The 23,779-nt window shown below is 42.5% G+C and carries 22 protein-coding genes; 5 read left to right on the forward strand and 17 right to left on the reverse strand.

Going from position 1 to position 23,779, the window contains the following annotated elements; translation table 11 throughout:
• The first annotated feature begins 376 nt into the window (after positions 1-376).
• The 3 genes from lgt to A3K91_RS12860 all read left to right on the forward strand — a co-directional run bounded on the left by lgt (position 377) and on the right by A3K91_RS12860 (position 2,822).
• Positions 377-1,261 (forward strand): prolipoprotein diacylglyceryl transferase, encoded by an 885-nt coding sequence (gene lgt, locus A3K91_RS12850; RefSeq protein ID WP_062845623.1) that lies wholly within the window; start codon positions 377-379, stop codon positions 1,259-1,261.
• Positions 1,262-1,322: 61 nt separating this feature from the next.
• The gene (locus A3K91_RS12855) at positions 1,323-2,210 is read left to right on the forward strand and encodes a thymidylate synthase (protein ID WP_062845624.1); all 888 of its coding nucleotides are present in this window, start codon (positions 1,323-1,325) and stop codon (positions 2,208-2,210) included.
• Between the two features lie 45 nt (positions 2,211-2,255).
• Complete coding sequence (locus A3K91_RS12860) at positions 2,256-2,822, forward strand: dihydrofolate reductase (RefSeq protein ID WP_062845625.1); 567 nt, start codon at positions 2,256-2,258, stop codon at positions 2,820-2,822.
• A 479-nt stretch (positions 2,823-3,301) separates the two neighbouring features.
• Here A3K91_RS12860 and uvrC read toward each other — a convergent pair whose 3' ends face one another.
• Together uvrC and A3K91_RS12870 are read right to left on the reverse strand one after the other, a co-directional pair.
• Complete coding sequence (uvrC, locus tag A3K91_RS12865) at positions 3,302-5,146, reverse strand: excinuclease ABC subunit UvrC (RefSeq protein ID WP_062845626.1); 1,845 nt, start codon at positions 5,144-5,146, stop codon at positions 3,302-3,304.
• Positions 5,147-5,285: 139 nt separating this feature from the next.
• Positions 5,286-6,806 carry a DUF3360 family protein gene (locus A3K91_RS12870; RefSeq protein ID WP_062845627.1) on the reverse strand — a complete coding sequence of 507 codons (1,521 nt, stop codon included), beginning with the start codon at positions 6,804-6,806 and terminating at the stop codon, positions 5,286-5,288.
• Positions 6,807-7,257: 451 nt separating this feature from the next.
• Here A3K91_RS12870 and A3K91_RS12875 point away from each other — a divergent pair, with 451 nt between their 5' ends.
• On the forward strand, positions 7,258-7,815 hold the full coding sequence (locus A3K91_RS12875) for a DUF4442 domain-containing protein (protein WP_084387357.1): 558 nt from the start codon (positions 7,258-7,260) through the stop codon (positions 7,813-7,815).
• A 223-nt stretch (positions 7,816-8,038) separates the two neighbouring features.
• Here the strand turns inward: A3K91_RS12875 and rplS are convergent, their stop codons facing one another.
• The 4 genes from rplS to rpsP form a co-directional block, all read right to left on the reverse strand.
• The gene (rplS, locus tag A3K91_RS12880; protein ID WP_062845628.1) at positions 8,039-8,458 is read right to left on the reverse strand and encodes a 50S ribosomal protein L19; all 420 of its coding nucleotides are present in this window, start codon (positions 8,456-8,458) and stop codon (positions 8,039-8,041) included.
• 218 nt (positions 8,459-8,676) lie between these two features.
• On the reverse strand, positions 8,677-9,441 hold the full coding sequence (gene trmD, locus A3K91_RS12885; protein WP_062845629.1) for a tRNA (guanosine(37)-N1)-methyltransferase TrmD: 765 nt from the start codon (positions 9,439-9,441) through the stop codon (positions 8,677-8,679).
• Positions 9,442-9,517: 76 nt separating this feature from the next.
• Complete coding sequence (gene rimM, locus A3K91_RS12890; protein ID WP_062845630.1) at positions 9,518-10,051, reverse strand: ribosome maturation factor RimM; 534 nt, start codon at positions 10,049-10,051, stop codon at positions 9,518-9,520.
• Positions 10,052-10,208: 157 nt separating this feature from the next.
• Positions 10,209-10,478, reverse strand: coding sequence for a 30S ribosomal protein S16 (gene rpsP, locus A3K91_RS12895; protein WP_021812802.1), 270 nt, complete (start codon positions 10,476-10,478; stop codon positions 10,209-10,211).
• A gap of 426 nt (positions 10,479-10,904) precedes the next feature.
• On the opposite strand from rpsP, the gene A3K91_RS12900 reads away from it, so the two are divergent.
• Positions 10,905-12,392 carry an ATP-binding protein gene (locus tag A3K91_RS12900; protein WP_062845631.1) on the forward strand — a complete coding sequence of 496 codons (1,488 nt, stop codon included), beginning with the start codon at positions 10,905-10,907 and terminating at the stop codon, positions 12,390-12,392.
• Positions 12,393-12,451: 59 nt separating this feature from the next.
• Here the strand turns inward: A3K91_RS12900 and A3K91_RS12905 are convergent, their stop codons facing one another.
• The 11 genes from A3K91_RS12905 to atpB all read right to left on the reverse strand — a co-directional run bounded on the left by A3K91_RS12905 (position 12,452) and on the right by atpB (position 23,200).
• Positions 12,452-12,631: a hypothetical protein gene (locus A3K91_RS12905; RefSeq protein WP_062845632.1), complete on the reverse strand. Its 180-nt coding sequence runs from the start codon at positions 12,629-12,631 to the stop codon at positions 12,452-12,454.
• A gap of 148 nt (positions 12,632-12,779) precedes the next feature.
• Positions 12,780-14,468 carry an ATP-binding protein gene (locus A3K91_RS12910; RefSeq protein WP_062845633.1) on the reverse strand — a complete coding sequence of 563 codons (1,689 nt, stop codon included), beginning with the start codon at positions 14,466-14,468 and terminating at the stop codon, positions 12,780-12,782.
• Positions 14,469-14,781: 313 nt separating this feature from the next.
• On the reverse strand, positions 14,782-15,498 hold the full coding sequence (locus A3K91_RS12915) for a response regulator (protein ID WP_010197939.1): 717 nt from the start codon (positions 15,496-15,498) through the stop codon (positions 14,782-14,784).
• Between the two features lie 617 nt (positions 15,499-16,115).
• Complete coding sequence (locus A3K91_RS12920) at positions 16,116-16,532, reverse strand: F0F1 ATP synthase subunit epsilon (protein ID WP_062845634.1); 417 nt, start codon at positions 16,530-16,532, stop codon at positions 16,116-16,118.
• 94 nt (positions 16,533-16,626) lie between these two features.
• Positions 16,627-18,060: a F0F1 ATP synthase subunit beta gene (atpD, locus tag A3K91_RS12925; protein WP_062845635.1), complete on the reverse strand. Its 1,434-nt coding sequence runs from the start codon at positions 18,058-18,060 to the stop codon at positions 16,627-16,629.
• Between the two features lie 38 nt (positions 18,061-18,098).
• Positions 18,099-18,980: a F0F1 ATP synthase subunit gamma gene (gene atpG / locus A3K91_RS12930; RefSeq protein ID WP_062845636.1), complete on the reverse strand. Its 882-nt coding sequence runs from the start codon at positions 18,978-18,980 to the stop codon at positions 18,099-18,101.
• Between the two features lie 208 nt (positions 18,981-19,188).
• Positions 19,189-20,733, reverse strand: coding sequence for a F0F1 ATP synthase subunit alpha (gene atpA, locus A3K91_RS12935; protein ID WP_062845637.1), 1,545 nt, complete (start codon positions 20,731-20,733; stop codon positions 19,189-19,191).
• 93 nt (positions 20,734-20,826) lie between these two features.
• The gene (locus A3K91_RS12940; RefSeq protein WP_062845638.1) at positions 20,827-21,450 is read right to left on the reverse strand and encodes a F0F1 ATP synthase subunit delta; all 624 of its coding nucleotides are present in this window, start codon (positions 21,448-21,450) and stop codon (positions 20,827-20,829) included.
• 13 nt (positions 21,451-21,463) lie between these two features.
• A complete protein-coding gene (locus tag A3K91_RS12945; protein WP_062845639.1) occupies positions 21,464-21,934 on the reverse strand; it encodes a F0F1 ATP synthase subunit B in 471 nt (156 codons plus the stop codon).
• 117 nt (positions 21,935-22,051) lie between these two features.
• Entirely contained in the window at positions 22,052-22,300 is a 249-nt protein-coding gene (gene atpE, locus A3K91_RS12950) for a F0F1 ATP synthase subunit C (RefSeq protein WP_010197960.1), read from the reverse strand.
• A 33-nt stretch (positions 22,301-22,333) separates the two neighbouring features.
• Complete coding sequence (gene atpB, locus A3K91_RS12955; RefSeq protein WP_062845640.1) at positions 22,334-23,200, reverse strand: F0F1 ATP synthase subunit A; 867 nt, start codon at positions 23,198-23,200, stop codon at positions 22,334-22,336.
• Positions 23,201-23,779: the final 579 nt, after the last annotated feature.

Consider the following 23,779-nt stretch of genomic DNA (forward strand, 5'->3'; position numbering starts at 1 on the left):
ATGTCAGCGCACGTCTCATATGAGATAAATGCACAACAAAATATTAAATGTATGACTGCCACTTTTTATGATGGTTGGTCATAAATACCTTTATAAAATCATACTCTATTACATGACTGATCTAAAAACTATAGTTTACTCTTATCCATTATCAATACCACCTCTATTCGCCCAAAAAATTTTCCGACCACGGCTCTTATCACCGATACCTGCTGCATTTTATTTATTGTTTTTCGTACCTAACAACCAAAAGATGCGGCACAAGACAAATGCGTTAACTCACCCTCGCTGATTGTCGGTATAGCAATAATGTATGCCCGACGCATGAAATTTGCTATTATAGTCAGCACTTTATTACCAATATTATGATGCCCTTATGATGATTCATCCTCAGTACGATCCGGTAGCCTTGGCACTTGGACCAGTCGAAGTCCATTGGTATGGCCTCATGTATCTGCTGGCATTTGCCGCAGCTTACGGTTTGGCTTGGTATCGCAGCACCAAACGCGACAATTGGACGACTGATATGGTCTCCGACTTGGTCTTTTATGGTGCCCTTGGCGTTATTTTAGGTGGCCGCGTTGGTTACGTCTTATTTTATCAATTTGGTGAATTGCTACAAAACCCTGCCTATCTGTTCAAAGTTTGGGAAGGCGGCATGTCTTTCCATGGCGGTATGATTGGTGTCTTGCTTGGCATGTTGTACTTTGCCCGCAAATACAAAAAAACACCGTTTCAAGTGCTGGATTTTATCGTGCCTTGCGTACCAACAGGTTTGTTATTTGGCCGTATCGGTAATTATATCAATGGTGAACTATGGGGCCGTGTCTCGGATGGTGGATATAACTGGCTGACCTATTTCCCGCAAGCCGCTCCGTTTGATGTGCAGCAACTACAAGCCAATCCTCAGCTACAAGAATTGATGGTCGAAGTAAACGGACAATACCTATTGCCGCGCCATCCATCGCAGCTATATGAAGCGTTTGCTGAAGGTTTATTATTGTTCCTTTTTCTGTGGTGGTACTCATCAAAACCGCGTCCACGTATGGCCGTCACTGCTGTATTTTTATTAGGTTATGGTATCAGTCGCTTTATCATTGAGTTCTTCCGCCAGCCAGATGCTGACCAAGGGTTTGTGTTGCTTGGATGGCTCACCAAAGGTCAGATGTTAAGTGCGCCAATGATCATTATTGGCTTTGCCTTACTGATTTATGCTTACAAGCGCGGTATTTATGACTGGGGTAAGCAAGCCGCTTATTAAGCGTTATTTTTAGCGAGTATCAAATTAATAATATGCTTTGATAGCATAGAAGAGCCGTTTTATGAACAGTAGTAACCTTGATAGTAAACCTTTAAATAATAAAAATGAGCAGGCGTATCTGAATTTGCTGCATCAGGTACTAACCGAAGGAACAGAAAAAGGTGACCGTACTGGTACTGGTACACTCAGTCACTTTGGTGCGCAATTGCGCTTTGATTTAGCGTCAGGGTTTCCCTTATTAACCACAAAAAAAGTCCATTTTAAATCCATTGTTTATGAGCTATTGTGGTTTTTGAGTGGTAGCACTCATGTCGATTATCTGCAAAAAAATGGCGTCCGTATTTGGAATGAATGGGCGACAGCAGAACAAACCGCTCGCTTTAATCGTCCTGAAGGCGATTTGGGTCCTGTGTATGGTCACCAATGGCGTAATTATGGTGCAAGCCAGCTTGATGACGGCAGCTACCACAACGATGGCGTCGATCAAATCACACAAGTTGTTGAGCAAATAAAGAGCAATCCCAATTCAAGACGCTTAATCGTATCGGGCTGGAACCCAGGAGAGGCCGAACAAGTCGCCTTGCCGCCCTGCCATACTCTATTTCAGTTCTTTGTCGCTGACAATAAACTGTCATGCCAGCTATATCAGCGCTCAGCAGATTTATTCCTAGGTGTGCCATTCAATATTGCAAGCTACGCGCTCTTGACCCACATGGTCGCACAGGTTTGCGGATTGGACGTTGGTGAGTTTATCTGGACAGGCGGTGATTGCCATATTTATCAAAACCACCGCGAACAGGTTGAGTTGCAATTGACCCGCTCACTTTATGAGCTGCCAACCTTAACACTCAATCCCGATGTTGATGATATTTTTGCTTTCAACTATGAAGATATTAGCGTTAATGGTTATGAGTCACACCCTGCCATCAAAGCAAAAGTCGCTGTATAAATAGTGATTTTTACTATATTTTAAAAAGAAAAATAAGGATAAATTATGAGTTATGCCCACACTGAAGTTGCCCAAATCGCTGCGATTAGTAGCAATCGCTGTATCGGTAAGAACAACGAGTTGCCGTGGCATATCTCAGCAGATTTGCAGCATTTTAAACAGATGACGACCAGACAAAATGATAGTGGCATACAAGGTATTGTCATTATGGGTCGCAAGACATTTGAGTCGATGGGCAGCAAGCCGTTGCCAAAACGTGTGAGCTTTATCATCAGCACTCAAATGGATTATGCTGAGCAAAAAGGTCTGGTCGGCAAAGACAACGCCCATGTGGTGCATAATTTAGACGATGCCTTAACGCAAGCGGCCAGCCTTGCTCATGGTGCTCACCTTGATACGATTTGGGTCATTGGTGGTGAGCGTGTATTCAATGATGCGTTGATGTATACCGATCGTATTGAGCTGACACACGTCAATACTGATATTGCTGATGGCGATGCTTTTTATCCTGAACTACCAGAGCGCTTCAAAGCAGTAAAAGAGTCTGAGCAAATGCACGATGACAAAAGTGCTTTAAGCTTTAAGTTTGTGACTTATAAAGTAGAAGCCTAACGTTAGTCAGTCTTCTATTTAACTTTAATAAGATATAACTTAAGAGGAGAAATCAAATATGGAAAATTAAAAAAGCTCAGCAAGATTAATTGCTGAGCTTAAAAAACTTTTAGATAAGACAACTATGGAGCGAGACTCCATTGCTAGCACACTAATAAAGTTTATTTACCTTGGTAGGGTTCATATATTTTATAGTAAATGCTGATAATAGCAAATGCTAATAAACGTCTGTGCTTCATAGTTGTGAAATTTTCATCATAACTATGGAGGTCGTAATGACCATTCAATGCGGTTATCCTAGAGCTGTGCACGTACGTTGGTACTGGAGATATAGATTTAATCGTTGGGAACACGTTTGCGAGCATTGTCGCAGTTATCCAAATCAACAATTGAGTTTTGATTTTTAATAATCAAAATTTTCTAATACTAAAAAGACAACAGCCTAATGGGTGTTGTCTTTTTTTATATAATGAAAAAAGTTACTCATGCAATACTTTATAGACGGTTTTTGCAAGTACAGGCCCAATCCCTTGTACGCCTGCCAGCTCTTGCTGGGATGCACCAAGTAGTTGCTGCATACCACCAAAGTGATTGAGTAAGTCACGACGGCGCTTTTCACCCAACCCTGGTATAACCTCCAGCACTGACGACGAGCGGCGCTTGTCACGCTTCTTACGGTGCGCAGTAATGGCAAAACGATGCGCCTCATCACGAATATGCATCAATAAATGCAATGCCTTACTGTCCATCGGCAGATCTAACGGCTCATGATCGATAAAGTGCAAGACTTCAAGACCTGCTTTACGCCCCTCGCCTTTTGCCACACTGATGAGCAGCGTATCTCCCAAGATACCCAGCTCTGTCAGCACTTCTTTTGCGATACCAAGCTGGCCTTTACCCCCATCAATGAGCAACAAATCAGGCAATGGTTGTTTTTTATAGCGACGCGTCAAGACTTGTTTCATCGCGGCATAGTCATCACCGCCTTGAATGTCATGAATGGCGTACTGGCGATAATCGCGACGACGCGAACCCCCTTGATCAAAGACCACGCAGCTACCAATCGTAGCCTCACCCATCGTATGCGAAATATCAAAACACTCAATCCGATCAATGGTGCGCTCTGTAACATTGGTTAATACATCTTTTAGCGCACCAAAACGCGCATGCAGCTCTAAATAATCGCCCAGTTTGGTTTTTAGGGCGTTGTTGGTATTTAATTTTGCTAAATCCAACCATTCTGACCGATGCTCACGCACGCTAGTCTTGATGACCACCTTACTGCCAAAATGTGTCGCCAGCGCTTCACCAACCGCATTTTGGTCAGGTAGCTCATGACTTAAAATAATCTCTGCTGGCAAGTCATCGGTCACCTGAAAATAAAACGAGGTGATGAACGCCGATAAGTTGTCCGCTAGTGGCTCGCTACTATCGACATCAGGGAAGTAATTTTTACCACCCAACACACGCCCGCCGCGTACGGTCAATACATTGACGCAAGTCATACCTGCTTGACTGGCAATGGCAATCACATCAGCCTCGCCTTCTACCGTATAAACCGCCTGCCGCGCTTGTACTTCTCGCAGCATTGACAGCTGATCGCGATAAAACACCGCCTTTTCAAAATCCAATGCTTCAGCAGCGCCCTCCATTTTTTCAATCAACGTGCTATGGATATCACCAGAATCGCCCTTCAAAAAGCGAATGGTGTTATTGACATCTTCGCTATATTCCTCGGGTGACACCAAACCCACACAAGGCGCACGGCAACGCTTAATCTGATACTCAAGACAAGGACGCTTACGCTGCTTAAAAAAAGTATTGGTGCATTGACGCATTTGAAACATTTTTTGCATCAATACCAGCGTTTCTTTGGCAGCATGGGCTGAGGGGAATGGGCCAAAAAATCGACCTTTTTGATGATTACCTTTGCCGCGACCATAAGCCAATCTTGGATACGGCTTATCCGCTGAGATAAACACATAAAGATAAGATTTATCATCACGCAATAGCACATTGTAAGGAGGACGATGCTCTTTAATCAGGTTTTGCTCAAGTAGCAGCGCTTCCGTTTCGCTACGAGTAATGATGGTTTCGATGTTATGAATACGAGCCACCAGCGCCCGTGTTTTTGGATGATCAATCGTCTTGGCAAAATAGCTGTTCACACGGCTTTTTAGAGATTTTGCTTTACCAACGTACAAAATATCCCCATTTTTACCCAGCATTTTATATACCCCAGGTAGGTTCGGTAGACGTTGAATCAAATGCTTAAGGCGGGCTTTTTTATCGTCGACGGGACTCGATGCTGAGACATTGACCATAGAATTTTTTGCTCTCAAAAATGTGAGTAATACCAACATTTATGGGGCAACGTAAAGAGTTTTGCAAGCCAACGTACGATTTTGCAATCGCCACAAAAAACCAGCACAAGGCTGGCTTTCTGGATAAGACACGAAGTCTCTAGTGACGAAAATTCGGTAATAACGCTGGAATACCAGGCAACATGCCGACGATTGCCATAACCCCAGTTAAGATCACAAAAGTAACGACAGGAATAATCCAGCGACTCATTTTCGACAGGTTGGCACTGCGCTCTTTTGAACCAATAAGACCTAAGTTATCTAATACCAAAGTAATTGACCAACCAAAAGCTGGATTTACTAAGGCTGACGCAAATACCACAATGGCAGCAGACTGCGTTGTTTTACCTTCACGTGTCATCTCCATCCCCGCCTCAAGAAGCGGAATAAAGACCCCAACGATCAACGCCACACACATAACCGGTTCCCAGATGGCCAGATCCATAGGATAGCCCCAAATACCAGCGATAAGACAAAACAGCCCTGTTAAAACTGCTCCTGCGGGAATGGGACGCTTGGCAATCGCTGCGGGCACAATATAAGTTCCCCACGATGACGCAAAGTTTGCGCCACCAAGTATTGAGCCTGCAACTTGACGAATAGAAGCACTGGTCATCGTATCATCGATATCCATAAGCACACGTTCAGTACGTTTTGGATAGCTGATTTTTTGGAATACTTGATGACCTAAGAAGTCTGGTGACCACATGGCTACCGCTAGTACCGCAAATGGCAAGACCACAATAAAGCTTTCAACTGTGGGTAACCCCAACATCCAACCCGTATTTTCACCCCACCAGTACATTGGGTTCATGTTTGGTAATCCAGGCGCCGTTTCAAATGCAAATGGTGCCCCCATAGCAAACGCAACGCCGCCGCCTAATAAACAGCTGAGAGGAACCGCAAGCCAGCGCTTTTGAAAATTCTCTAGCACCGCATAGAGGATAATCGTCAGAAGAATCACCACAAAAGCAATATGTGCCATGCCAATACCTTCGGCCCAAGCAAATAGATTTTTGACTTGAGAGGTGGTTCCGATAAAACCCAGATAAAGTAGCAAACCGCCACACACGCCTTTGCTGGTCAAGTTTGCCAGCAAACTGCCTCCTTTACTGATTGCCAGCAGCAAACCAAAAGCGCCAATGAGCAAACCAAATGCCATGGGGTGACCACCCGTAGCAACGACAATAGGAATAAGTGGGATAAGCGGACCATGAGTACCAGCAAGGTTGGCAGTCGGTAGTAAAAACCCTGAAAATAAAATCACAAAAAATGAAACTATCAAAAGCTCATAGCGTACATTTTCTAAAACAAATGCATCGCTTAAACCTAACGGCCCTGCAAAAGTTGCCGCAATAGCACCGACCATCACCACTTTTCCAATGGTTGCGGCCATCGCTGGAATGGTATCTTCATACTCAAAACGATAATCGCGGAACGGCAAATTAGGCCGCCAGCGTTTTGGCTGCATGATCTGTAGTTCATGATTTAAGTAAGCATCACGATTTTCAAAATCTGAACTGGGCTCATGCAAATCTACATAGCTTGCGTGTAAATCATTATCAGAGGGGGTTGGGTGCTGCGGATTGGCTCCTGAAGTGGGAAGCTGTGTATCACTCATCACATTTCCTAATATCGGCTGAGGTTGCGGTTGATTAAGCCTAGAGATGTGAATGTTTATCCAATCTCTAAGCCTAGCCAAGAATTGCAGACTATTGTATGTCAACGAACCTTGAAATACGAACTTATAACCATTTAGAGATATTATGTTCATTATGGCGAGCCATCACTCAAAATTTATGACTGTCTTTCTAAAAGCTGTCTTTGTATTTTGAAAGTAACATTAGAATATAAGATACTGATACGTTACTATGAAAGTAATCAAGTGAAGCGTTTTTTCAGCTTGCTATCATTATTATGGTACTGCTGCCTTTAGCCACTTTAAGACTAGCGACATATATAATTTTTAATTATGATGAGAGCTTTTATTATCCATTGATCTTGAAGACTTAATAAACGTCTCTCGACTGGCAAATACAAAAGATTCAGAAGCAAGATAGTAGGATTAATTTATGAGTTTACTACCCATCAACTTTGAGACATTAAAACGCAAAGCCAAAAAGAACATCATGCCGTTGCTAACGCCTCATTTGCTCAAGCTGCGTATCAATACGTATGCACCCTATGTTGGCGCGGGTATCAAAATTGATCATATCGACCTTGATCAAGGGCTTTGCGTGGTGAGTATGGGATTGAATAGCCTGAATAAAAACATCGTTGGCACACAGTTTGGTGGCAGCTTGTACTCAATGGTTGATCCATTTTATATGCTGATACTCATGCACCAACTGGGCAACAGTTACGTGGTCTGGGATAAAAGCTCGCACATTGAATTTATTGCGCCAGGTAATAGCAAAGTAACCACGCGAATGAAGATACCCAGCTCTGAGATTATGACTATCCAAGAGCTGGCAAAAGATGGCGATGCTGTGTTTCGTGAATACCAAGCCGATATCGTCGATGATCAGCAAAAAGTGATCGCCACGATTACTAAGACAATATATATTCGATTACGTAAGTACAGTAAGTCTAAAGATCAAAGTAGTCGCATAGAAAATCTAGATGACTAGCTTGAAGGGTTAAAAAATACAGATCAATGCTGAGCGCTTAATTTAAAATTGTCTTTGCACATACAAAAACCCCAATCTAGCATTCGCATAGATTGGGGTTTTGTCTTTTTTGGTATGGCCCGCTTATTTATAAATAAACCTATGAATAAGGGCTTGTATCTACTTTTACCTTACTTTTAGTCAACCAAAAATTTACAATCAACTAAGAGCAATAAGCTGCTGCTTAAATACCAGGCGCAGTGTCAACTGCATTAGGTACGCCAGCGTCAGTTTTTTTCTGAGCTGAACGAGCAGGAAGCTTTTCGCGGATACGTGCTGATTTACCAGAACGCTCACGTAAGTAGTACAGTTTCGCACGGCGAACAGCACCACGGCGTTTCACTTCAATACTGTCAATGATTGGTGAATGCAATTGGAATGCACGCTCAACACCAACGCCGCTTGAGATTTTACGTACAGTGAACGCTGAGTTTACACCGCGGTTACGCTTAGCGATTACAATGCCTTCAAAAGCCTGTAGACGCTCACGCTCACCTTCACGTACTTTTACTTGAACCACAACGGTATCGCCGGGTGCAAAGTTTGGGCGCTCAAGCAATTGAGCGTTTTCGATGACCTGAACCAATGGATGCTTGTTGCTCATGAGAGTTATCTCCTCACATTAGATAATAGAGGCTTAACGCATATCACCTGTTTGTAATAATTAATCGTATCTCTTTATAATGAGACACAACGTAAATGGGTTATAACCAACGGCCATTATGTTATGACCCGTTTTATTATTGCTCAAAATTTTACTACTTAACTGTTTATCGAAATAACGTTCCATGCACTTTTTAAAAAAATTCAGCGTCATGAAAGCTACTTTTTATTTGCTTTTGCCAATGCTTTTAACCATTTTGCTTGCTCTACCGTTGGTGTAAACGCTTGCCATAAGTCTGGACGACGCGATTGCGTGCGACTGACTTGCTGACTAAAGCGCCACTTAGCGATATTGGCATGGTGACCTGAAAGTAACACTTCCGGCACTGCCATACCTGCAAACTCGTGGGGCTTAGTATAATGTGGGCAGTCAAGCAATCCATCAACAAAGGAGTCTTGCTCAGCTGACTTATCATCACCCATGGTATCAGGCAAACGACGTATCACACTATCCATCAGTACCATTGCTGGCAGTTCACCACCTGTCAGCACATAATCGCCAATCGATATTTCCATATCAACATACTGCGACAGCAAACGCTCATCAATACCTTCGTAACGACCGCATAGTAGAATCATGCCGTCATACTTAGCCATACTGACCACGCTGCTTTCATTAAGCGTTTGTCCTTGTGGCGACATATAAATCACCGGACAATACTCACTGTCGACACGGCAACCGTACTGACCAGCACGCAAGCGCGCATCCTCAATAGCTTTTGATAATGGCTCAGCCATCATCACCATTCCAGGACCACCACCATACGGGCGTTCGTCAATGCGACGATAGTTATCCTCGGTATAATCACGTGGATTAATACAATCAATCGTAACTTGTCCCTGAGTAACCGCCCGACCCGTAATACCAAACTCACGAATCGTAGCAAACATCTCGGGGAAAATACTAATGACAGCACAATACATCTGATTTCTACTTGAATAACGGCTAAAAAATCGGAGTTCCTATTGAAAACGCTTAGCTATAAAGCCAAAAGTTATACTAATAGTCACTTGGCCATGCCACAAGTACTGTTTTTTCAGTCATATCGACCTCTATTACCGTTTGCTTGTGCCAAGGAATCAGGCGCTCTTCTTTATCCAAACTGTCTGAATTTGCCGTCACCCGCATGATGTCATGGGCACCGGTTTCAAACATCTCAGTAATATTGCCTAAATACTCATCTTGCTCGTTGACAACGCGCAAGCTGACCAAATCCGACCAATAATATTCGTCCTCGGCTGTTTCTGGCAAAACGTTTTGCTCGACCCAAACGGTCACCCCGTTCATAGTCTCAGCAACATTACGGTCAGGAACTTGCTCAAATTGAGCCACAATTCCTGTCCCTTGCTCACGCCAAGCTTTAACAGTCAAAGGTTTCATGCCTGTGGCGGTTTTCATCCACCACGGCTGCATGTCGAATATCGCCGTTCGATCATCAGTATCACTAAATACCCAAAGCCAGCCTTTGATACCGTAAGGCTTTTTAAGCTGACCAATTTTCATAAGGGCACTAGCGTTTGGAACAGATGACATAACAGCTAACCTAACGATGATTTAAACAGCAATTATAAAAACAATTGAGTCAAAAGCGATAAACAGTTAATGGCGTACCCTGGTTAGACCAGTTACGCTATGTGTTCTAGAGTCTATCAAGTCATGCCATTGGCATCTTGATAACAGTCACAAAAACTTAAGCAGTTGCTTCAGTTTGAGCTGCAGACTTGTTGTAAGCTTTTGCTAATGAAGCAACGCGATCTGAAGGCTGTGCACCTTTTGCGATCCACGCATTGTACGCTTCCATATTCAAACGTACCGCTTCTTCAGACTCTTTAGCGAGTGGGTTAAAAAAGCCGATGTTTTCAATATAGCGACCGTCACGCGCGCGGCGTTGATCAGCAACAACTACTTGATAAAATGGGCGTTTCTTGGCACCGCCCCGTGCTAAACGAATAACAACCATGTGAATTCTCTCTTTCGCAGGTATACCAAAAAGGGCATAATTATATCACAGTCTTGATTTATTGAAAACATAAACTGTGCTTATTTAATTATTTATTAACAATAGCTTAAATGCGTATCGATGTACAATACAATTGCTAGCGATCCTTGATATTTAGCCCGCAATTTCTATGCTCATCTGCCCCTTACGTAGACCAAAACAGTCAGATACCATAGCTTATTTAAGTATTAAAGTTGGTAGCGTCACCACCTTTTAGAGCCATCAGTGTTACTTATAGATTGTGATACTCTATCACAACATGTCACTGCCATACCCTAATAGAGTTGCACTGATATAATAGTGAAAAGAGTCACGCCCTTGCGATATAAGTTGGGCATGGACTTCGTATTGGATTTAATAAAACCCATCTTCACACTTTGGATTCACATGACCAAACCAAACCCACCACCCCGCCGTAGAAGTTGGCTCGCGCGCTCTTATTCCAACACTTGGCTGACAACCTTGATGGTGTCTTTCATTGTTCTAATCAGTGTGAGCTTGTCGATCTTGTTTTTTTGGCGCAGTCTGTATTTACCCGAACTCAAAAACCATGCCCGCTACCTCACCAGCGAATTACGGCTCATGATTAGCGTCAACGAAGACTGGAAGGATCAGCCTGAAGTACGACGCTGGGTATACGAACATTCACATGTGGTGGTGGTAAACAATCCCAATGATTTTCCAAAAGTGTCTGATAAAGCCTTTGTAGGCGTATTTACTGACGTATTACAGCGTGAAATCAGCGCGCAGCTAGGGCGACCTGTTGAGGTATATTTTAAGTTCAAGCCAACACCGCAACTATGGGTACAAGACAGCCGAGATGATAGCTTTTGGATTCGCGAACCGGTGGTCTATTACTCGCAGTATAGCCCAGGATTATTGGTGCTATTTCTCATTGGTTTGCCTATTTTATCGCTATTAACCATCATCTTACTGGCACGACAATTAAACCGCCCACTACGATACTTACAACGGGCAGCGACCAATTACATTCGACTTGGCCACGCAACCACGCTGCCAACACAAAAAGGCCCTACTGAGATACGTCAAGTGAATATGGCATTTAACCGTCTATTCACCACGCTGAACCAAGCACAAAAAGAACGAACGATTATGCTTGCAGGTATTTCGCATGATCTGCGTACGCCTTTAACTCGTATGCGTTTGACCGCCGAGATGCTACCAGATGATTTTTTTCGTGAAGGGTTGATTTATGATATTGAAGACATGGATGCCATTTTGGAGCAGTTCATCTCATTTATGAAAGATGGCTCCGATGAACCTGTCAGCTTAACCAATCTAGACACTATCTTTAATGAAATTATGGTGCAATTTGCACCGATGGCTTTTGTTTATCAGTCAGAGTGTCACAAAGTGGTGCCCATACGTCCCTTGTCTATCAAACGCCTGATCATCAATTTGGTCAATAACGCAAAACGGTATGGCGAGCCACCAATTTATCTATCCGCGACTGTCGTGCCAACCTTTATTGAGACTGTTGCAGAAGACGATGATAATGTTGTTAGTGAAAATGTTGTCAATAAAGAAGCACAAGAGCAGCTATTGATATGTGTGCGCGACTGCGGTGATGGTGTTGCAGAAGACCAGCTAGAGCGAATCATGCAGCCGTTTGAGCGTGGAGAGACCGCCCGTACCACACAAGGCAGTGGTCTTGGTCTTGCCATTGTAGATCGTATTGCAAGATTGCATCACGGTACAGTAGAGGCTATCAACCACCCTGATGGCGGCTTGCAAGTCTGTGTGCGCATCCCTCTACTTTCTAAAGTAGCGGGCGATACAACCGTGCCTGCGGATGCAGAAAAAAACATCAGCACTGATAACAATGAGCTGAATCAAAAAACTGAAAGTAAATGATAAATAAGAGAAGAGAACCTGTGTCAGGTGCTGTGTTAAGACCATATTTTATACAGCGTCTAGTCTTTAGTCCCAATCATAGGCGGAATATATTTGGCACTGTTGGTAAACGCTAAGGGTTGAGTAATGTCTTCTTGCGCCGCTTTTAAGGTTTGAGTCGTGGATGGCTGCTGCAAGAATAGATAATAGCCCAAGGTTATCGCATTTAAAAGTACCAAACCGCCGAATAAATATGGCATCCTTTGCCCTCCTATATTTTCAAGCTGTTTTCAAAATCACTATCAGTGATGAACAGTCTGTTTATAGGTTAATCAAAGGATTCCATAATCTGATTAACCTATATGTTTACTTTTGACCAAAACAAACCTGTCATCTCATATGACGAATTTATTTGGCGTCGAAATCACGTTCGCTTTTCTCTTGCGTCAATTCATCCGCAGCAAGGATTTGTGTCAGAGGTTTGATCGGCCATGTCATGATAAATCGGGCGCCGCCGAGCTCTTCACTCTCATCGACTTTCATGCCACCATTAAACCAAAAAGCGATTCGCGACACAATCGATAGACCCAAGCCATAGCCGCCAGAGGCACGTGTGCGACTGTCATCCAAACGTGAGAAAGGTATGAACACCTTTTCACGGTCTGCTTCAGGAATTCCATGCCCATCATCTTCGACTGTCACAAAAGCATTACCCTTTTTGACCCCAGCACTAATGATAATTGTCGTTTCTGCATATCGTAATGCGTTACCAGCAAGGTTTTGAATCACACGGTGTAAGTAACGGCGATCTGCAATTGCCGTTACTTTAGCACTTGGTAATTTAGTCACGATTTTGATCGGCTTACCTAAGGCATTGGTCTCACGTTCGACTTGCTCCAATAGCTCTCTAAGATTGACCGGCTCCAAATCTAGCTTTGGTGAGCCTTCTTCTAGCTTAGCATAAGTCAAAATTTCATCAATTAAACCATTTAGTGCTTCAATATCTTCATCGATATAGTCACGCTGCATAAATCGAGAATCTTCGTCGTCAGTATCCGCCAACATATCTACAGCGAAACGAATACGGGCAACAGGTGTACGTAGCTCATGCGAGACCGCTCGCGTCAACTCGCGCTGTGACTCAATCAAACGTTTGATGTGCGAAGTCATCGCGTTAAAGGTTGCCGATAGACGAGCAATTTCATCTTGTCCAATGACCTGGACTTGAATATCCAGATTGCCTTTACTGACTTCATTAACACCAACTTGGATCAATTGCAGTTTGCGCTCGAGTGGGAAGATCAGTGCATAGACACCCAAACTTATTAAGAACATACTGATAAGAATCATACTGATGATCAGGTTGAGAGGAAACCAATTAAATAATGGTACAGGCCCAATCAAAATTGCCATGTCGTTGATTTCAGAAGGTACCACAATCTTAATGGCCGAATTGCTTTTACTACTATTGGTGTCCTGTAATGAAATAACCACTTCATCACGTCGCAAGCGCGCCATCTGATCTGTATCCAGATCTAATGTGTTTGCTGCTCTTAATTCCAATGGAAAGGTAAATTTTTCTTCTAATTGATCCAAACGTGCTCGTTTATCTGCCAATGTCATGTGATAGGACAAATCATCTAATAAGAAAACAGCGATTGCTCGTACTTGCTGTTCAGTCACTTGCGATATTCTTGCCGTCAAAACATTCTGTTTATCTGGCAGACGATAATAGACATCAGCGTAGACTGGCTGACTGACATAACGAACGACTGTACCACCACTTTCAAAACGTCTCAGTTCACTGCCGTTAAAATCTACTTCATCGATAGGAATAATACTGAATTTTGAGCCAAATAAGCTGCTGGCATCTGATAACCAGTATTCGCGCTGCTGCTCACTGTCCTGATGTGCGATTCCCTCACTCACCAGATGAAATGCCCCATTTGCCATACTTTCACGGTAGGACTGCACGCGTTCTTTATTGATTGTATCCATCAATAGCTGAGCAAACAATGCTACACACAGACAGACTATGAGTAGTCCAGCATAAATACGAACAAAAATACTATGTTTTAAAGAAGAAACTAATGACATACGTGCCGTGACCAACTTAATGAATAAAAACTGCTCATATTATTTATAAATGAACGCTACATTATAAATGATACGGAGCACTGTTGAGTAAAGACCATTTTGGCTGCTATATTCTACCTGATATGTGCCCACTTCATAAAACTGCATTCTAATCTTGTCTATTTAGTCAGCACTCATCAATAATCGCTTAATTAAACCACATAACGCTGCATTTAAGTTTAAAAATTAAAGTTTAGTCAAAAAAAAACCAGCGTGTAGGCTGGTTTTTTCTTTACTGTAATAGCCAGTAAGATACTAGATAAGCAAAATAGACTTAGTTACCCTCTTTCACAAACAAGTAACCTTTACTGCGTACCGTTTTGATGCGTTTCGGGTTTTCTGGATCATCACCAATTTTTGGACGAATACGAGAAATACGTACGTCAATTGAACGATCTTGACCATCGTATTCAATACCGCGTAAACGCTCGAAAATATCTTCACGTGATAAAATGCGGCCAGCGTTCGAAGCAAGCAACCACAATAGATCATATTCAGCACTGGTGAAATCAACCAACTCATCGCCTAGGTTGACAGAACGTCCACCATTATCGATAACCAGTTCACCAAACTCTAAGCGCTGTGGTACATCTTCTGATGGTGCGTTTTCTGAGCGACGTAGTAGAGCGCGAATACGAGCAAGCAATACGCGTGGTTGAGCAGGTTTTGCGACATAATCATCAGCACCCATTTCAAGACCCAATACTTGATCCATATCTTCAGTACGCGCAGTCAACATCAAAATAGGATTTTGATAATGAGGGCGAACTTCACGGCACACAGTAAGACCATCACTACCAGGAAGCATGACATCAAGTACGACCAAATCTGGTTGTTCATTGACGATACGGCGAATGGCGCGGTTACCATCAGTTTCAATTGCTACTTCTAAACCGTTTTTGACCAAGTAATCTTGCGTCAACATGGCCAGACGCTCATCATCCTCAACAATCAAGATTCGGGGGGTGTTGTCTTCTTCAGTCGTTGTCATTGTTATATCCTCTAATACATCTAATTTAAAAGCAGTAAAAGTAAGAGCGGTAAAATTAATAGCACCATAAACTGGTGCAATTGATGTTCGTATAGCTGTTACAAACTTGGTAGCACAGTATACTATTAAACCTACAGCTTCCTATACTATAGCTTATAGTCGTTAACAAAACCTATAAACTACACTCATTAAAACTTTAGTCTACGTCCGAATATTACGCACTCTAAGTGAATGACAGTGAGCAAAGTAGGTATATCAACCTTTTACTCTTTAAATATTTAGAAGTAATCAAGCTTAGTAGCTTTTACAGTAACATCGCGTTCGATTCCTACTCAATACTTATTATCTATCATATCTAATATAACGACATATTATCATTGTCGCTAGCAACATTTTTAATAATTTCTTAATATTGTTTTTTGCACTTATTATTCATATGCATATTGCGAAAAATACTCTCAATCACGCCTATACTACAAATGCTATCCTATTAATATCTCAGTTTGATACGCTCTAAGACAGCTAAGAGAGTGAATAGTAGGTATAAAAAAACAGCCCATAATGGACTGTTCTTTTATTATCGTCTAAAATCAGATTCAACCTTGTAAACAATAATCTTAAGCACGATTTTTATATTTACGGATGGTCTGTAGCTGTGCCACTGACTCTGCCAACGAAGCTAACGCTGCATTGGTTTGTACCGTATCAGACTGGTTGACTAGCATCTGTTCAGCTTTTTGGCGTGCTGCAACGATCTTACTTTCGTCAAGATTGTGGGCGCGCGTAGCCGTATCAGCCAATACTGTTACCATCTTTGGTTGTACTTCTAGCACACCACCTGATACATAAATTACTTCTTCTTCACCGTCTGGTGTTTGCACTCGCATTGCACCCGGTTTCAGCAAAGTAATAAGCGGTGTGTGACCTGGCAATACACCAATCTCGCCTTCGGTGCCAGTAGCTATTAACATGCTAATTTCGCCTGAATACAGCTCTTCGCGAGCACTTACGACGCGACATTGTAACGTTGCCATACTTAACTCCTTACAATCAAAACTGCGATGCGTTATACCTACCAGCAAATAGGCTGTGAAAACCTATCTGCTCTTTAGCAAATGCTAACACAACTTACGCTGCAGTAGATTTCATTTTCTCTGCTTTAGCGACTACTTCATCAATGCCACCAGCCATGTAGAATGCTTGCTCTGGTAAGTCATCGTACTCACCTGCAATGATTGCTTTAAAGCTAGCAATGGTATCGCGTAGTGCAACATATTTACCAGGTGCGCCAGTGAAGACTTCAGCTACGTGGAATGGTTGTGACAAGAAGCGCTGAATCTTACGAGCACGATAAACAACCAATTTATCTTCTTCTGATAACTCATCCATACCCAAAATAGCAATGATGTCTTTTAGCTCTTTATAGCGCTGTAAAACTACCTGTACGCCACGAGCAACATTATAATGCTCTTCACCAATGACTTGTGGGTCTAACTGACGAGATGTTGAATCAAGTGGATCAACCGCAGGATAGATACCTTGTGAAGCAATATCACGGCTCAGTACAACAGTGGCATCCAAGTGAGCAAACGTGGTTGCTGGTGATGGATCGGTCAAATCATCTGCAGGTACGTATACCGCCTGAACTGACGTGATTGAACCTGACTGAGTTGAAGTAATACGCTCTTGCAATAAACCCATCTCTTCAGCAAGTGTTGGCTGGTAACCAACCGCTGATGGCATACGGCCAAGCAGTGCTGATACTTCCGTACCTGCTAGGGTATAACGGTAGATGTTATCAACGAACAATAGTACGTCACGGCCTTTGCCAGTAGCAGGATCTTTCGTATCACGGAAGTATTCAGCCATGGTCAAACCAGACAGAGCAACACGTAAACGGTTACCTGGTGGCTCATTCATCTGGCCATATACCATTGCTACTTTAGATTTGCTAAAGTCTTCGGTATTTACAACGCCAGCTTCTTGCATTTCGTGATAGAAATCGTTACCTTCACGAGTACGCTCACCAACGCCAGCAAACACTGACAAACCTTCGTGTTTAAGAGCGATGTTGTTGATCAATTCCATCATGTTGACGGTTTTACCAACACCAGCACCACCAAACAAACCAACTTTACCACCTTTAGCAAACGGGCAAAGCAGATCGATAACTTTAATACCAGTTTCTAGCAATTCAGTACTGTTTGACTGCTCTGCATAACTTGGCGCATTACGGTGGATGCTCCACTTTTCATCAGCTACTACAGGACCTTCTTCATCGATAGGACGACCAAGAACATCCATGATACGACCTAGCGTACCAGTACCAACAGGCACAGAAATAGGTGCACCAGTATTAGTAACTGGTAGGTTACGCTTCAAACCTTCAGTTGAGCCCATCGCAATAGTACGTACGATGCCATCACCCAGCTGTTGCTGTACTTCTAATGTGGTTTCAGTGCCATCAACTTGCAAGGCATCAAAAATTTGAGGAACTTCGTTACGGTTGAACTCAACGTCAAGAACCGCGCCAATAATCTGTACAATACGACCGCTACTCATTGCGTTCTCCTTGAACTTCTATATATAGGTGTAGTCAATTATGAAACAGCAGCAGCACCGCCAACGATTTCCGAAATCTCTCGGGTAATCGCCGCTTGACGCAGCTTGTTATAAACCAACTGTAAATCGTTAATAAGGTCACCAGCATTATCTGTTGCTGCTTTCATCGCTACCATACGCGAGGACTGCTCAGAGGCAATGTTTTCCATTACCGCTTGATAAACAATCGACTCAATATAACGGCCAAGCAATTCATCAATCAACGTCTTGATGTCAGGCTCGTAGATGTAGTCCCAGCTAAGCTCTGTCTGTATGCCACTGTCTTCACCATCTAGTGAACCTTCTGGTAAAGGCACTAACTGATTGACGGTCGGCTTTTGTGTCATAGCATTGATAAACTGATTGTATACCACGTAAATACGGTCTAACTTACCGTTACTATAGTCTTCAAGCATCGCCTGAACTGGTGCATTTAGTTGTTCAAACGTGGGTTTATCGCCATAATCAGTCACTGCTGACGTCACTTTTCCACCAAAGTTTTTGAAAAAGCTCACACCTTTAGCGCCAATGACTGCAAACTCAGCTTGTACTGACTGGTCTTGATACTGCTGGATACTTTTAGATAAAGCTTTGAATAGGTTAATATTCAAACCACCCGCCAGACCGCGGTCAGAGGTAATGACAATATAGCCAACCTTATTGACTGGACGCGATACCATGTACGGATGCTTATAGTCTGATGAGGCATGCACCAAATGTGAAATAACCCGGCGCATACTATCAGCATACGGGCGACCCACTTCCATGCGCTCTTGAGCACGACGCATTTTACTTGCTGCTACCATTTGCATAGCACGAGTAATTTTTTGGGTGCTTTTAATACTGGTGACTTTGGCACGTATCTCTTTTAAGCTTGCCATAATGATTCCAATATAAGAGGGTTAAAAAGCATTGGCGCATGCAACAATCATTTAATATATAACATCAATCTTATAGAATAATATTTTATATCTTGTGCATTACGCGATCTAATACCGTCAATGGTTAAAACAGTGGCGCAAATATCTGGTCAGACAACGCGCCACTTTATAAACGACAGTTATAACCAATTCGGTTTAACCCGTTAAATTAATAACTGTGATTTTGTTTAAAGGTCTCTAAAGCTGACTTTAAACGACCTGCGATATCATCGTTATAGTTCGCAGTATCATCAATCTCACGCATCAATTCACTTTGTTCATCATGCATGTAACGTAAGTAAGCTTCTTCGAAAGAACCAATTTTTTCAACAGGAACGTCAGCTAAGAACCCTTCGTTTGAAGCATAAATAACAGCAGCTTGTTCAGAAATTGACATCGGCTGATACTGTTTTTGCTTCATAAGTTCAGTCACGCGCTCGCCATGATCAAGCTGTTCGCGAGTCGCATCGTCAAGATCAGAAGCAAACTGAGCGAATGCAGCCAATTCACGATACTGAGCTAGAGCCGTACGAATACCGCCAGATAGCTTTTTGATGATCTTAGTCTGAGCAGCACCACCAACACGTGATACCGAAATACCAGCGTTTACTGCTGGACGGATACCTGAGTTAAATAAGCTTGACTCTAAGAAAATCTGACCATCAGTGATTGAAATCACGTTGGTTGGTACGAATGCAGATACGTCACCCGCTTGAGTTTCAATGATAGGTAGCGCAGTTAAAGAACCTGTTTTACCTTTCACTTCACCATTAGTAAATTTTTCTACGTAATCAGCATTTACACGTGATGCACGCTCAAGTAAGCGTGAGTGTAAATAGAATACATCACCAGGATAAGCTTCACGACCTGGTGGACGACGTAATAGTAGTGAAATTTGGCGATAAGCAACGGCTTGCTTTGATAAGTCATCAAATACAATCAATGCATCTTCACCGCGATCACGGAAGTACTCACCCATCGTACAACCTGAATACGGTGCAATGTACTGTAGTGCTGCTGGCTCTGATGCTGAAGCTACCACAACAGTGGTATATTCTAATGCGCCTGTTTGCTCAAGCTTACGTACAACGTTAGCAATGGTCGAACGTTTTTGACCGATTGCCACATATACACACTTGATACCAGATGACTTCTGAGCGATGATCGCATCGATGGCCATCGCGGTTTTACCCGTTTGACGGTCACCAATGATAAGTTCACGCTGACCACGACCAATTGGAATCATGGTATCAACGGCTTTATAACCAGTCATTACTGGCTGATCTACTGATTGACGATCGATAACGCCTGGGGCGATCTTTTCGACTTTGTCAGTCATTTTGGCATCGATAGGACCTTTGCCATCAATAGGATTACCCAAGGCGTCAACAACACGACCTAGCAGCTCAGGACCTACTGGTACTTCAAGGATACGACCAGTACAATAGGCTTTTTGACCTTCTTGCAGCTTTAGGTAATCACCAAGTACTACCGCGCCGACAGAATCACGCTCTAAGTTAAGCGCCATTCCGTAGATTTCGCCTTCAAACTCAATCATTTCGCCGTACATGGCATCTTCAAGACCATGAATCTGCACGATACCGTCAGATACTTTGACAATCGTGCCTTCATTCTTTGCAGTTGCACCCGCATCAAGGTCTTGAATACGCTGCTTAATCAGGTTACTGATTTCCGCTGGATTCAATTGTTGCATTGCCTTGTTTCCTTTAATTTATGATAACCCGCCCACTGACTTAAATACTCTGATAATTACGTAGTTGTTATATGACTACGTTAATAAATAGTATTAGGCAGTTAGCTGTGTTTTTAACTGTTGTAACTTGCCGCGCATCGAATCATCAATGACTTTGTCACCGACCTTGATGGTGGCGCCTGCCAATAGACTCGGATCGACCGACTCGTGAATCACCACACTAGCATTTAGCGATGCGGCAAGACGCGTTTGAAGCGTTTCACGCTGGGCGTCGGTCAATGGATAGGCAGAGGTCACATATGCGTCAAGCTGCTTTAAGCTTATTGCCTTGTGGCGGCGATAATGCTCATAAACTTCAGGAAGCAGCGCCAGACGCTCTTGTTCTGATAACTGTTTAACGAAGTTACTAAGTGCTACTGATACATTTGGATAGCTGGCATTACTGTCAGGGCGAACCCCTCGAGTCTCACCTAACAATTGCTTAAAAGCAGAGTCATTAGGACTAGCTATTTGTGTATCATAAAGATCGATCAAAGCAGCTGACTTATGCTCAGCAGAAACAGCTGGATTGTCTAGCCAAGTGCTAAAAGACTTGTCATTGACAACGGTACTGGCAATAAATAAGAAATCTTCCCACTCATTTACTACCCCGTTTTCGTTGGCATAGTCAAACGCGGCTTTAGCGTACGGTCGTGCTAATGTTGATAAGTCAGCCATTATATCCTCACAATTACAGCTTCGCCGCCAGTTGGTCTAACATGCTGGCATGTTTTTGCACATCGACTTTGTCTTGCAAAATCTTTTCTGCACCAAGTACTGCTAGTTCAGCGACTTGGGCACGCAATGACTCACGCGCTTGATTGATTTCTTGGTCGATAGACGCTTGAGCTTGTTGACGAATACGCTCGCTTTCTGCTTGGGCTTGCGCTTTGGCATCTTCAACAAGCTGATTTGCACTCTTGTTCGCTTGCTCGATTAAAGCAGCAGCTTTGGTCTTTGCAAGATCAAGTTCGTTCTGGACCTCTTGCTCCGCGGTTGCCAAATCTGCTTTTGCTTTTTCTGCGGCATTCAGGCCTTCAGTGATTTTACGCTGACGTTCATTAATGGCACCGATCAGTGGTGGCCACACGAATTTCATGCAAAAAATCACAAATATTGCAAAAGCAATGGCTTGACCGACGAGGGTAAAATTGATATTCACGTGATCACCTCTTTGTTAATGAAAAATCAGTTTCATTGATCATGTTTGGCAGTCAAATTTTGACTATATTTAATAGAAAGCACTTGAGTACCAAACATTTACAACTGAGCTTTCGGATTAACCTGCTAGAGGGTTAGCGAACAACAATAGCATAGCAATACCAACACCGATCATCGGAATAGCATCAAGAAGACCTGCTACGATGAACATACGAGTTTGCAATTGTGAGCCAAGCTCTGGCTGACGCGCAACACCTTCTAAGAATTTGCCACCTAGAATAGCAAAACCAATACCTGTGCCAAGTGCGCCAAGACCGATAAGTAGCGCTACTGCGATAACTGTGTAACCACCTAATACTGGATCCATTGATGTATCCTCATTTACCTATTGAATGTCTAATTAATGTTCAGTTGATGATGCAAGCGACATGTAAACTATCGTCAGCATCATAAATACGAACGCTTGAAGTGTAATAACTAAGATGTGGAAGATAGCCCACGGTACCGATAACGCCCATTGAATCCAAAACGGCATTAGAGCAATCAGTATGAAAATCAACTCACCAGCATACATGTTACCGAATAGACGTAGGCCAAGTGACACTGGCTTAGCGATCAAAGTAACTGCTTCTAAGATGAAGTTGATAGGGATCAAAATTGCTTGTACGATTGGGTTTTTGGCACTAAATGGATGTAGTGTTAATTCACCAATAAAGCCGCCCAAACCTTTTTCTTTAATGCTATAAAAGATAATCAGTGCAAAGACAGAGAATGACATGCCAAGCGTGATGTTGGGATCAGTCGTTGGAACGATCTTAAAGAAAACATGATGTGGATCGTGGCCCATAGCAGCGCCAATTTGACCCGCAATACCTGGAATAAAGTCAACAGGTATTAAGTCCATCAAGTTCATCAAGAAGATCCAAACAAAAATGGTTAACGCCAATGGCGCAATCAATTTTGAAGTACCACTATACGAATCACGAACATTGCTATCAACAAACTCGACGATCATCTCAACCGCTGCTTGAGTTTTGCCTGGCACGCCTGAAGTGACTTTTTTTGCAACCATCCAAAAAATGGTACAAAATAAAACGCCCAGACCAATTGACCATAGCATAGAATCAAGGTGGATAGCTTTAAAGCCCATTAGCCCTGCTTCTTCAGCAGTATAGGCAACTTTCCAGCCCTCGCCCGGCAGATAGCCGTACGTCCAATTCGTTAAGTGGTGAGAGATATATTCTGATGATGTTTGTTCGGATGCCATAATGTAAGCTTCTTATTAATCAACGATTTAATCAACTACCAAAAATATGGTTGTCATTTGATGAGGTTTGATATATTTATTTATCATACTAATTAGCAAATAAATAAATTATATTAAAGCGCTCATATAACCAATAACATCCAACCCATAGTTCTATTACTAATGCAAAATGTAATAACTTGAAATAAATTTTGGTTATCAAAAAAGGGCTTATGATAATTCAGTAATAGCCCTTGCATGTATACGCAAAATTATTATATGTGTGCTTGCTTAATACCGTGTTTTCACAGCTGGCGCTTAGTGCAGCGCTTATAAGCAGAATATTGAGCCGCTTATATTAATGCAGCGTTGTATTCGTGTAAAGTCAATTATGATTTTTTTGTCCGTTGTATGAATAAGTTAGCCACTAGTAACGTTTACTAATATAGCTTTGTAAGGATAATTAAATTGTAAATATTTAATTATCTTGAACAGAACCTTCTGTCTATTCCATTACTCATTCATTGCATGTTGCGTTTGTTTCAAACGCTCATACAGCGGTTCAAAAATCATCGGTACTGTTTGCAAACAGCTTTTATG

Source organism: Psychrobacter alimentarius, assembly GCF_001606025.1.
GTDB lineage: Bacteria > Pseudomonadota > Gammaproteobacteria > Pseudomonadales > Moraxellaceae > Psychrobacter > Psychrobacter alimentarius.

Bases quoted from the DNA above. Each gene is read 5' to 3' on its own strand.
- lgt (WP_062845623.1), top strand. From the start codon at position 377: ATGATGATTCATCCTCAGTACGATCCGGTAGCCTTGGCACTTGGACCA.
- A3K91_RS12855 (WP_062845624.1), top strand. From the start codon at position 1,323: ATGAACAGTAGTAACCTTGATAGTAAACCTTTAAATAATAAAAATGAG.
- A3K91_RS12860 (WP_062845625.1), top strand. From the start codon at position 2,256: ATGAGTTATGCCCACACTGAAGTTGCCCAAATCGCTGCGATTAGTAGC.
- uvrC (WP_062845626.1), bottom strand. From the start codon at position 5,146: ATGGTCAATGTCTCAGCATCGAGTCCCGTCGACGATAAAAAAGCCCGC.
- A3K91_RS12870 (WP_062845627.1), bottom strand. From the start codon at position 6,806: ATGAGTGATACACAGCTTCCCACTTCAGGAGCCAATCCGCAGCACCCA.
- A3K91_RS12875 (WP_084387357.1), top strand. From the start codon at position 7,258: ATGAGTTTACTACCCATCAACTTTGAGACATTAAAACGCAAAGCCAAA.
- rplS (WP_062845628.1), bottom strand. From the start codon at position 8,458: ATGAGCAACAAGCATCCATTGGTTCAGGTCATCGAAAACGCTCAATTG.
- trmD (WP_062845629.1), bottom strand. From the start codon at position 9,441: ATGTATTGTGCTGTCATTAGTATTTTCCCCGAGATGTTTGCTACGATT.
- rimM (WP_062845630.1), bottom strand. From the start codon at position 10,051: ATGTCATCTGTTCCAAACGCTAGTGCCCTTATGAAAATTGGTCAGCTT.
- rpsP (WP_021812802.1), bottom strand. From the start codon at position 10,478: ATGGTTGTTATTCGTTTAGCACGGGGCGGTGCCAAGAAACGCCCATTT.
- A3K91_RS12900 (WP_062845631.1), top strand. From the start codon at position 10,905: ATGACCAAACCAAACCCACCACCCCGCCGTAGAAGTTGGCTCGCGCGC.
- A3K91_RS12905 (WP_062845632.1), bottom strand. From the start codon at position 12,631: ATGCCATATTTATTCGGCGGTTTGGTACTTTTAAATGCGATAACCTTG.
- A3K91_RS12910 (WP_062845633.1), bottom strand. From the start codon at position 14,468: ATGTCATTAGTTTCTTCTTTAAAACATAGTATTTTTGTTCGTATTTAT.
- A3K91_RS12915 (WP_010197939.1), bottom strand. From the start codon at position 15,498: ATGACAACGACTGAAGAAGACAACACCCCCCGAATCTTGATTGTTGAG.
- A3K91_RS12920 (WP_062845634.1), bottom strand. From the start codon at position 16,532: ATGGCAACGTTACAATGTCGCGTCGTAAGTGCTCGCGAAGAGCTGTAT.
- atpD (WP_062845635.1), bottom strand. From the start codon at position 18,060: ATGAGTAGCGGTCGTATTGTACAGATTATTGGCGCGGTTCTTGACGTT.
- atpG (WP_062845636.1), bottom strand. From the start codon at position 18,980: ATGGCAAGCTTAAAAGAGATACGTGCCAAAGTCACCAGTATTAAAAGC.
- atpA (WP_062845637.1), bottom strand. From the start codon at position 20,733: ATGCAACAATTGAATCCAGCGGAAATCAGTAACCTGATTAAGCAGCGT.
- A3K91_RS12940 (WP_062845638.1), bottom strand. From the start codon at position 21,450: ATGGCTGACTTATCAACATTAGCACGACCGTACGCTAAAGCCGCGTTT.
- atpE (WP_010197960.1), bottom strand. From the start codon at position 22,300: ATGGATCCAGTATTAGGTGGTTACACAGTTATCGCAGTAGCGCTACTT.
- atpB (WP_062845640.1), bottom strand. From the start codon at position 23,200: ATGGCATCCGAACAAACATCATCAGAATATATCTCTCACCACTTAACG.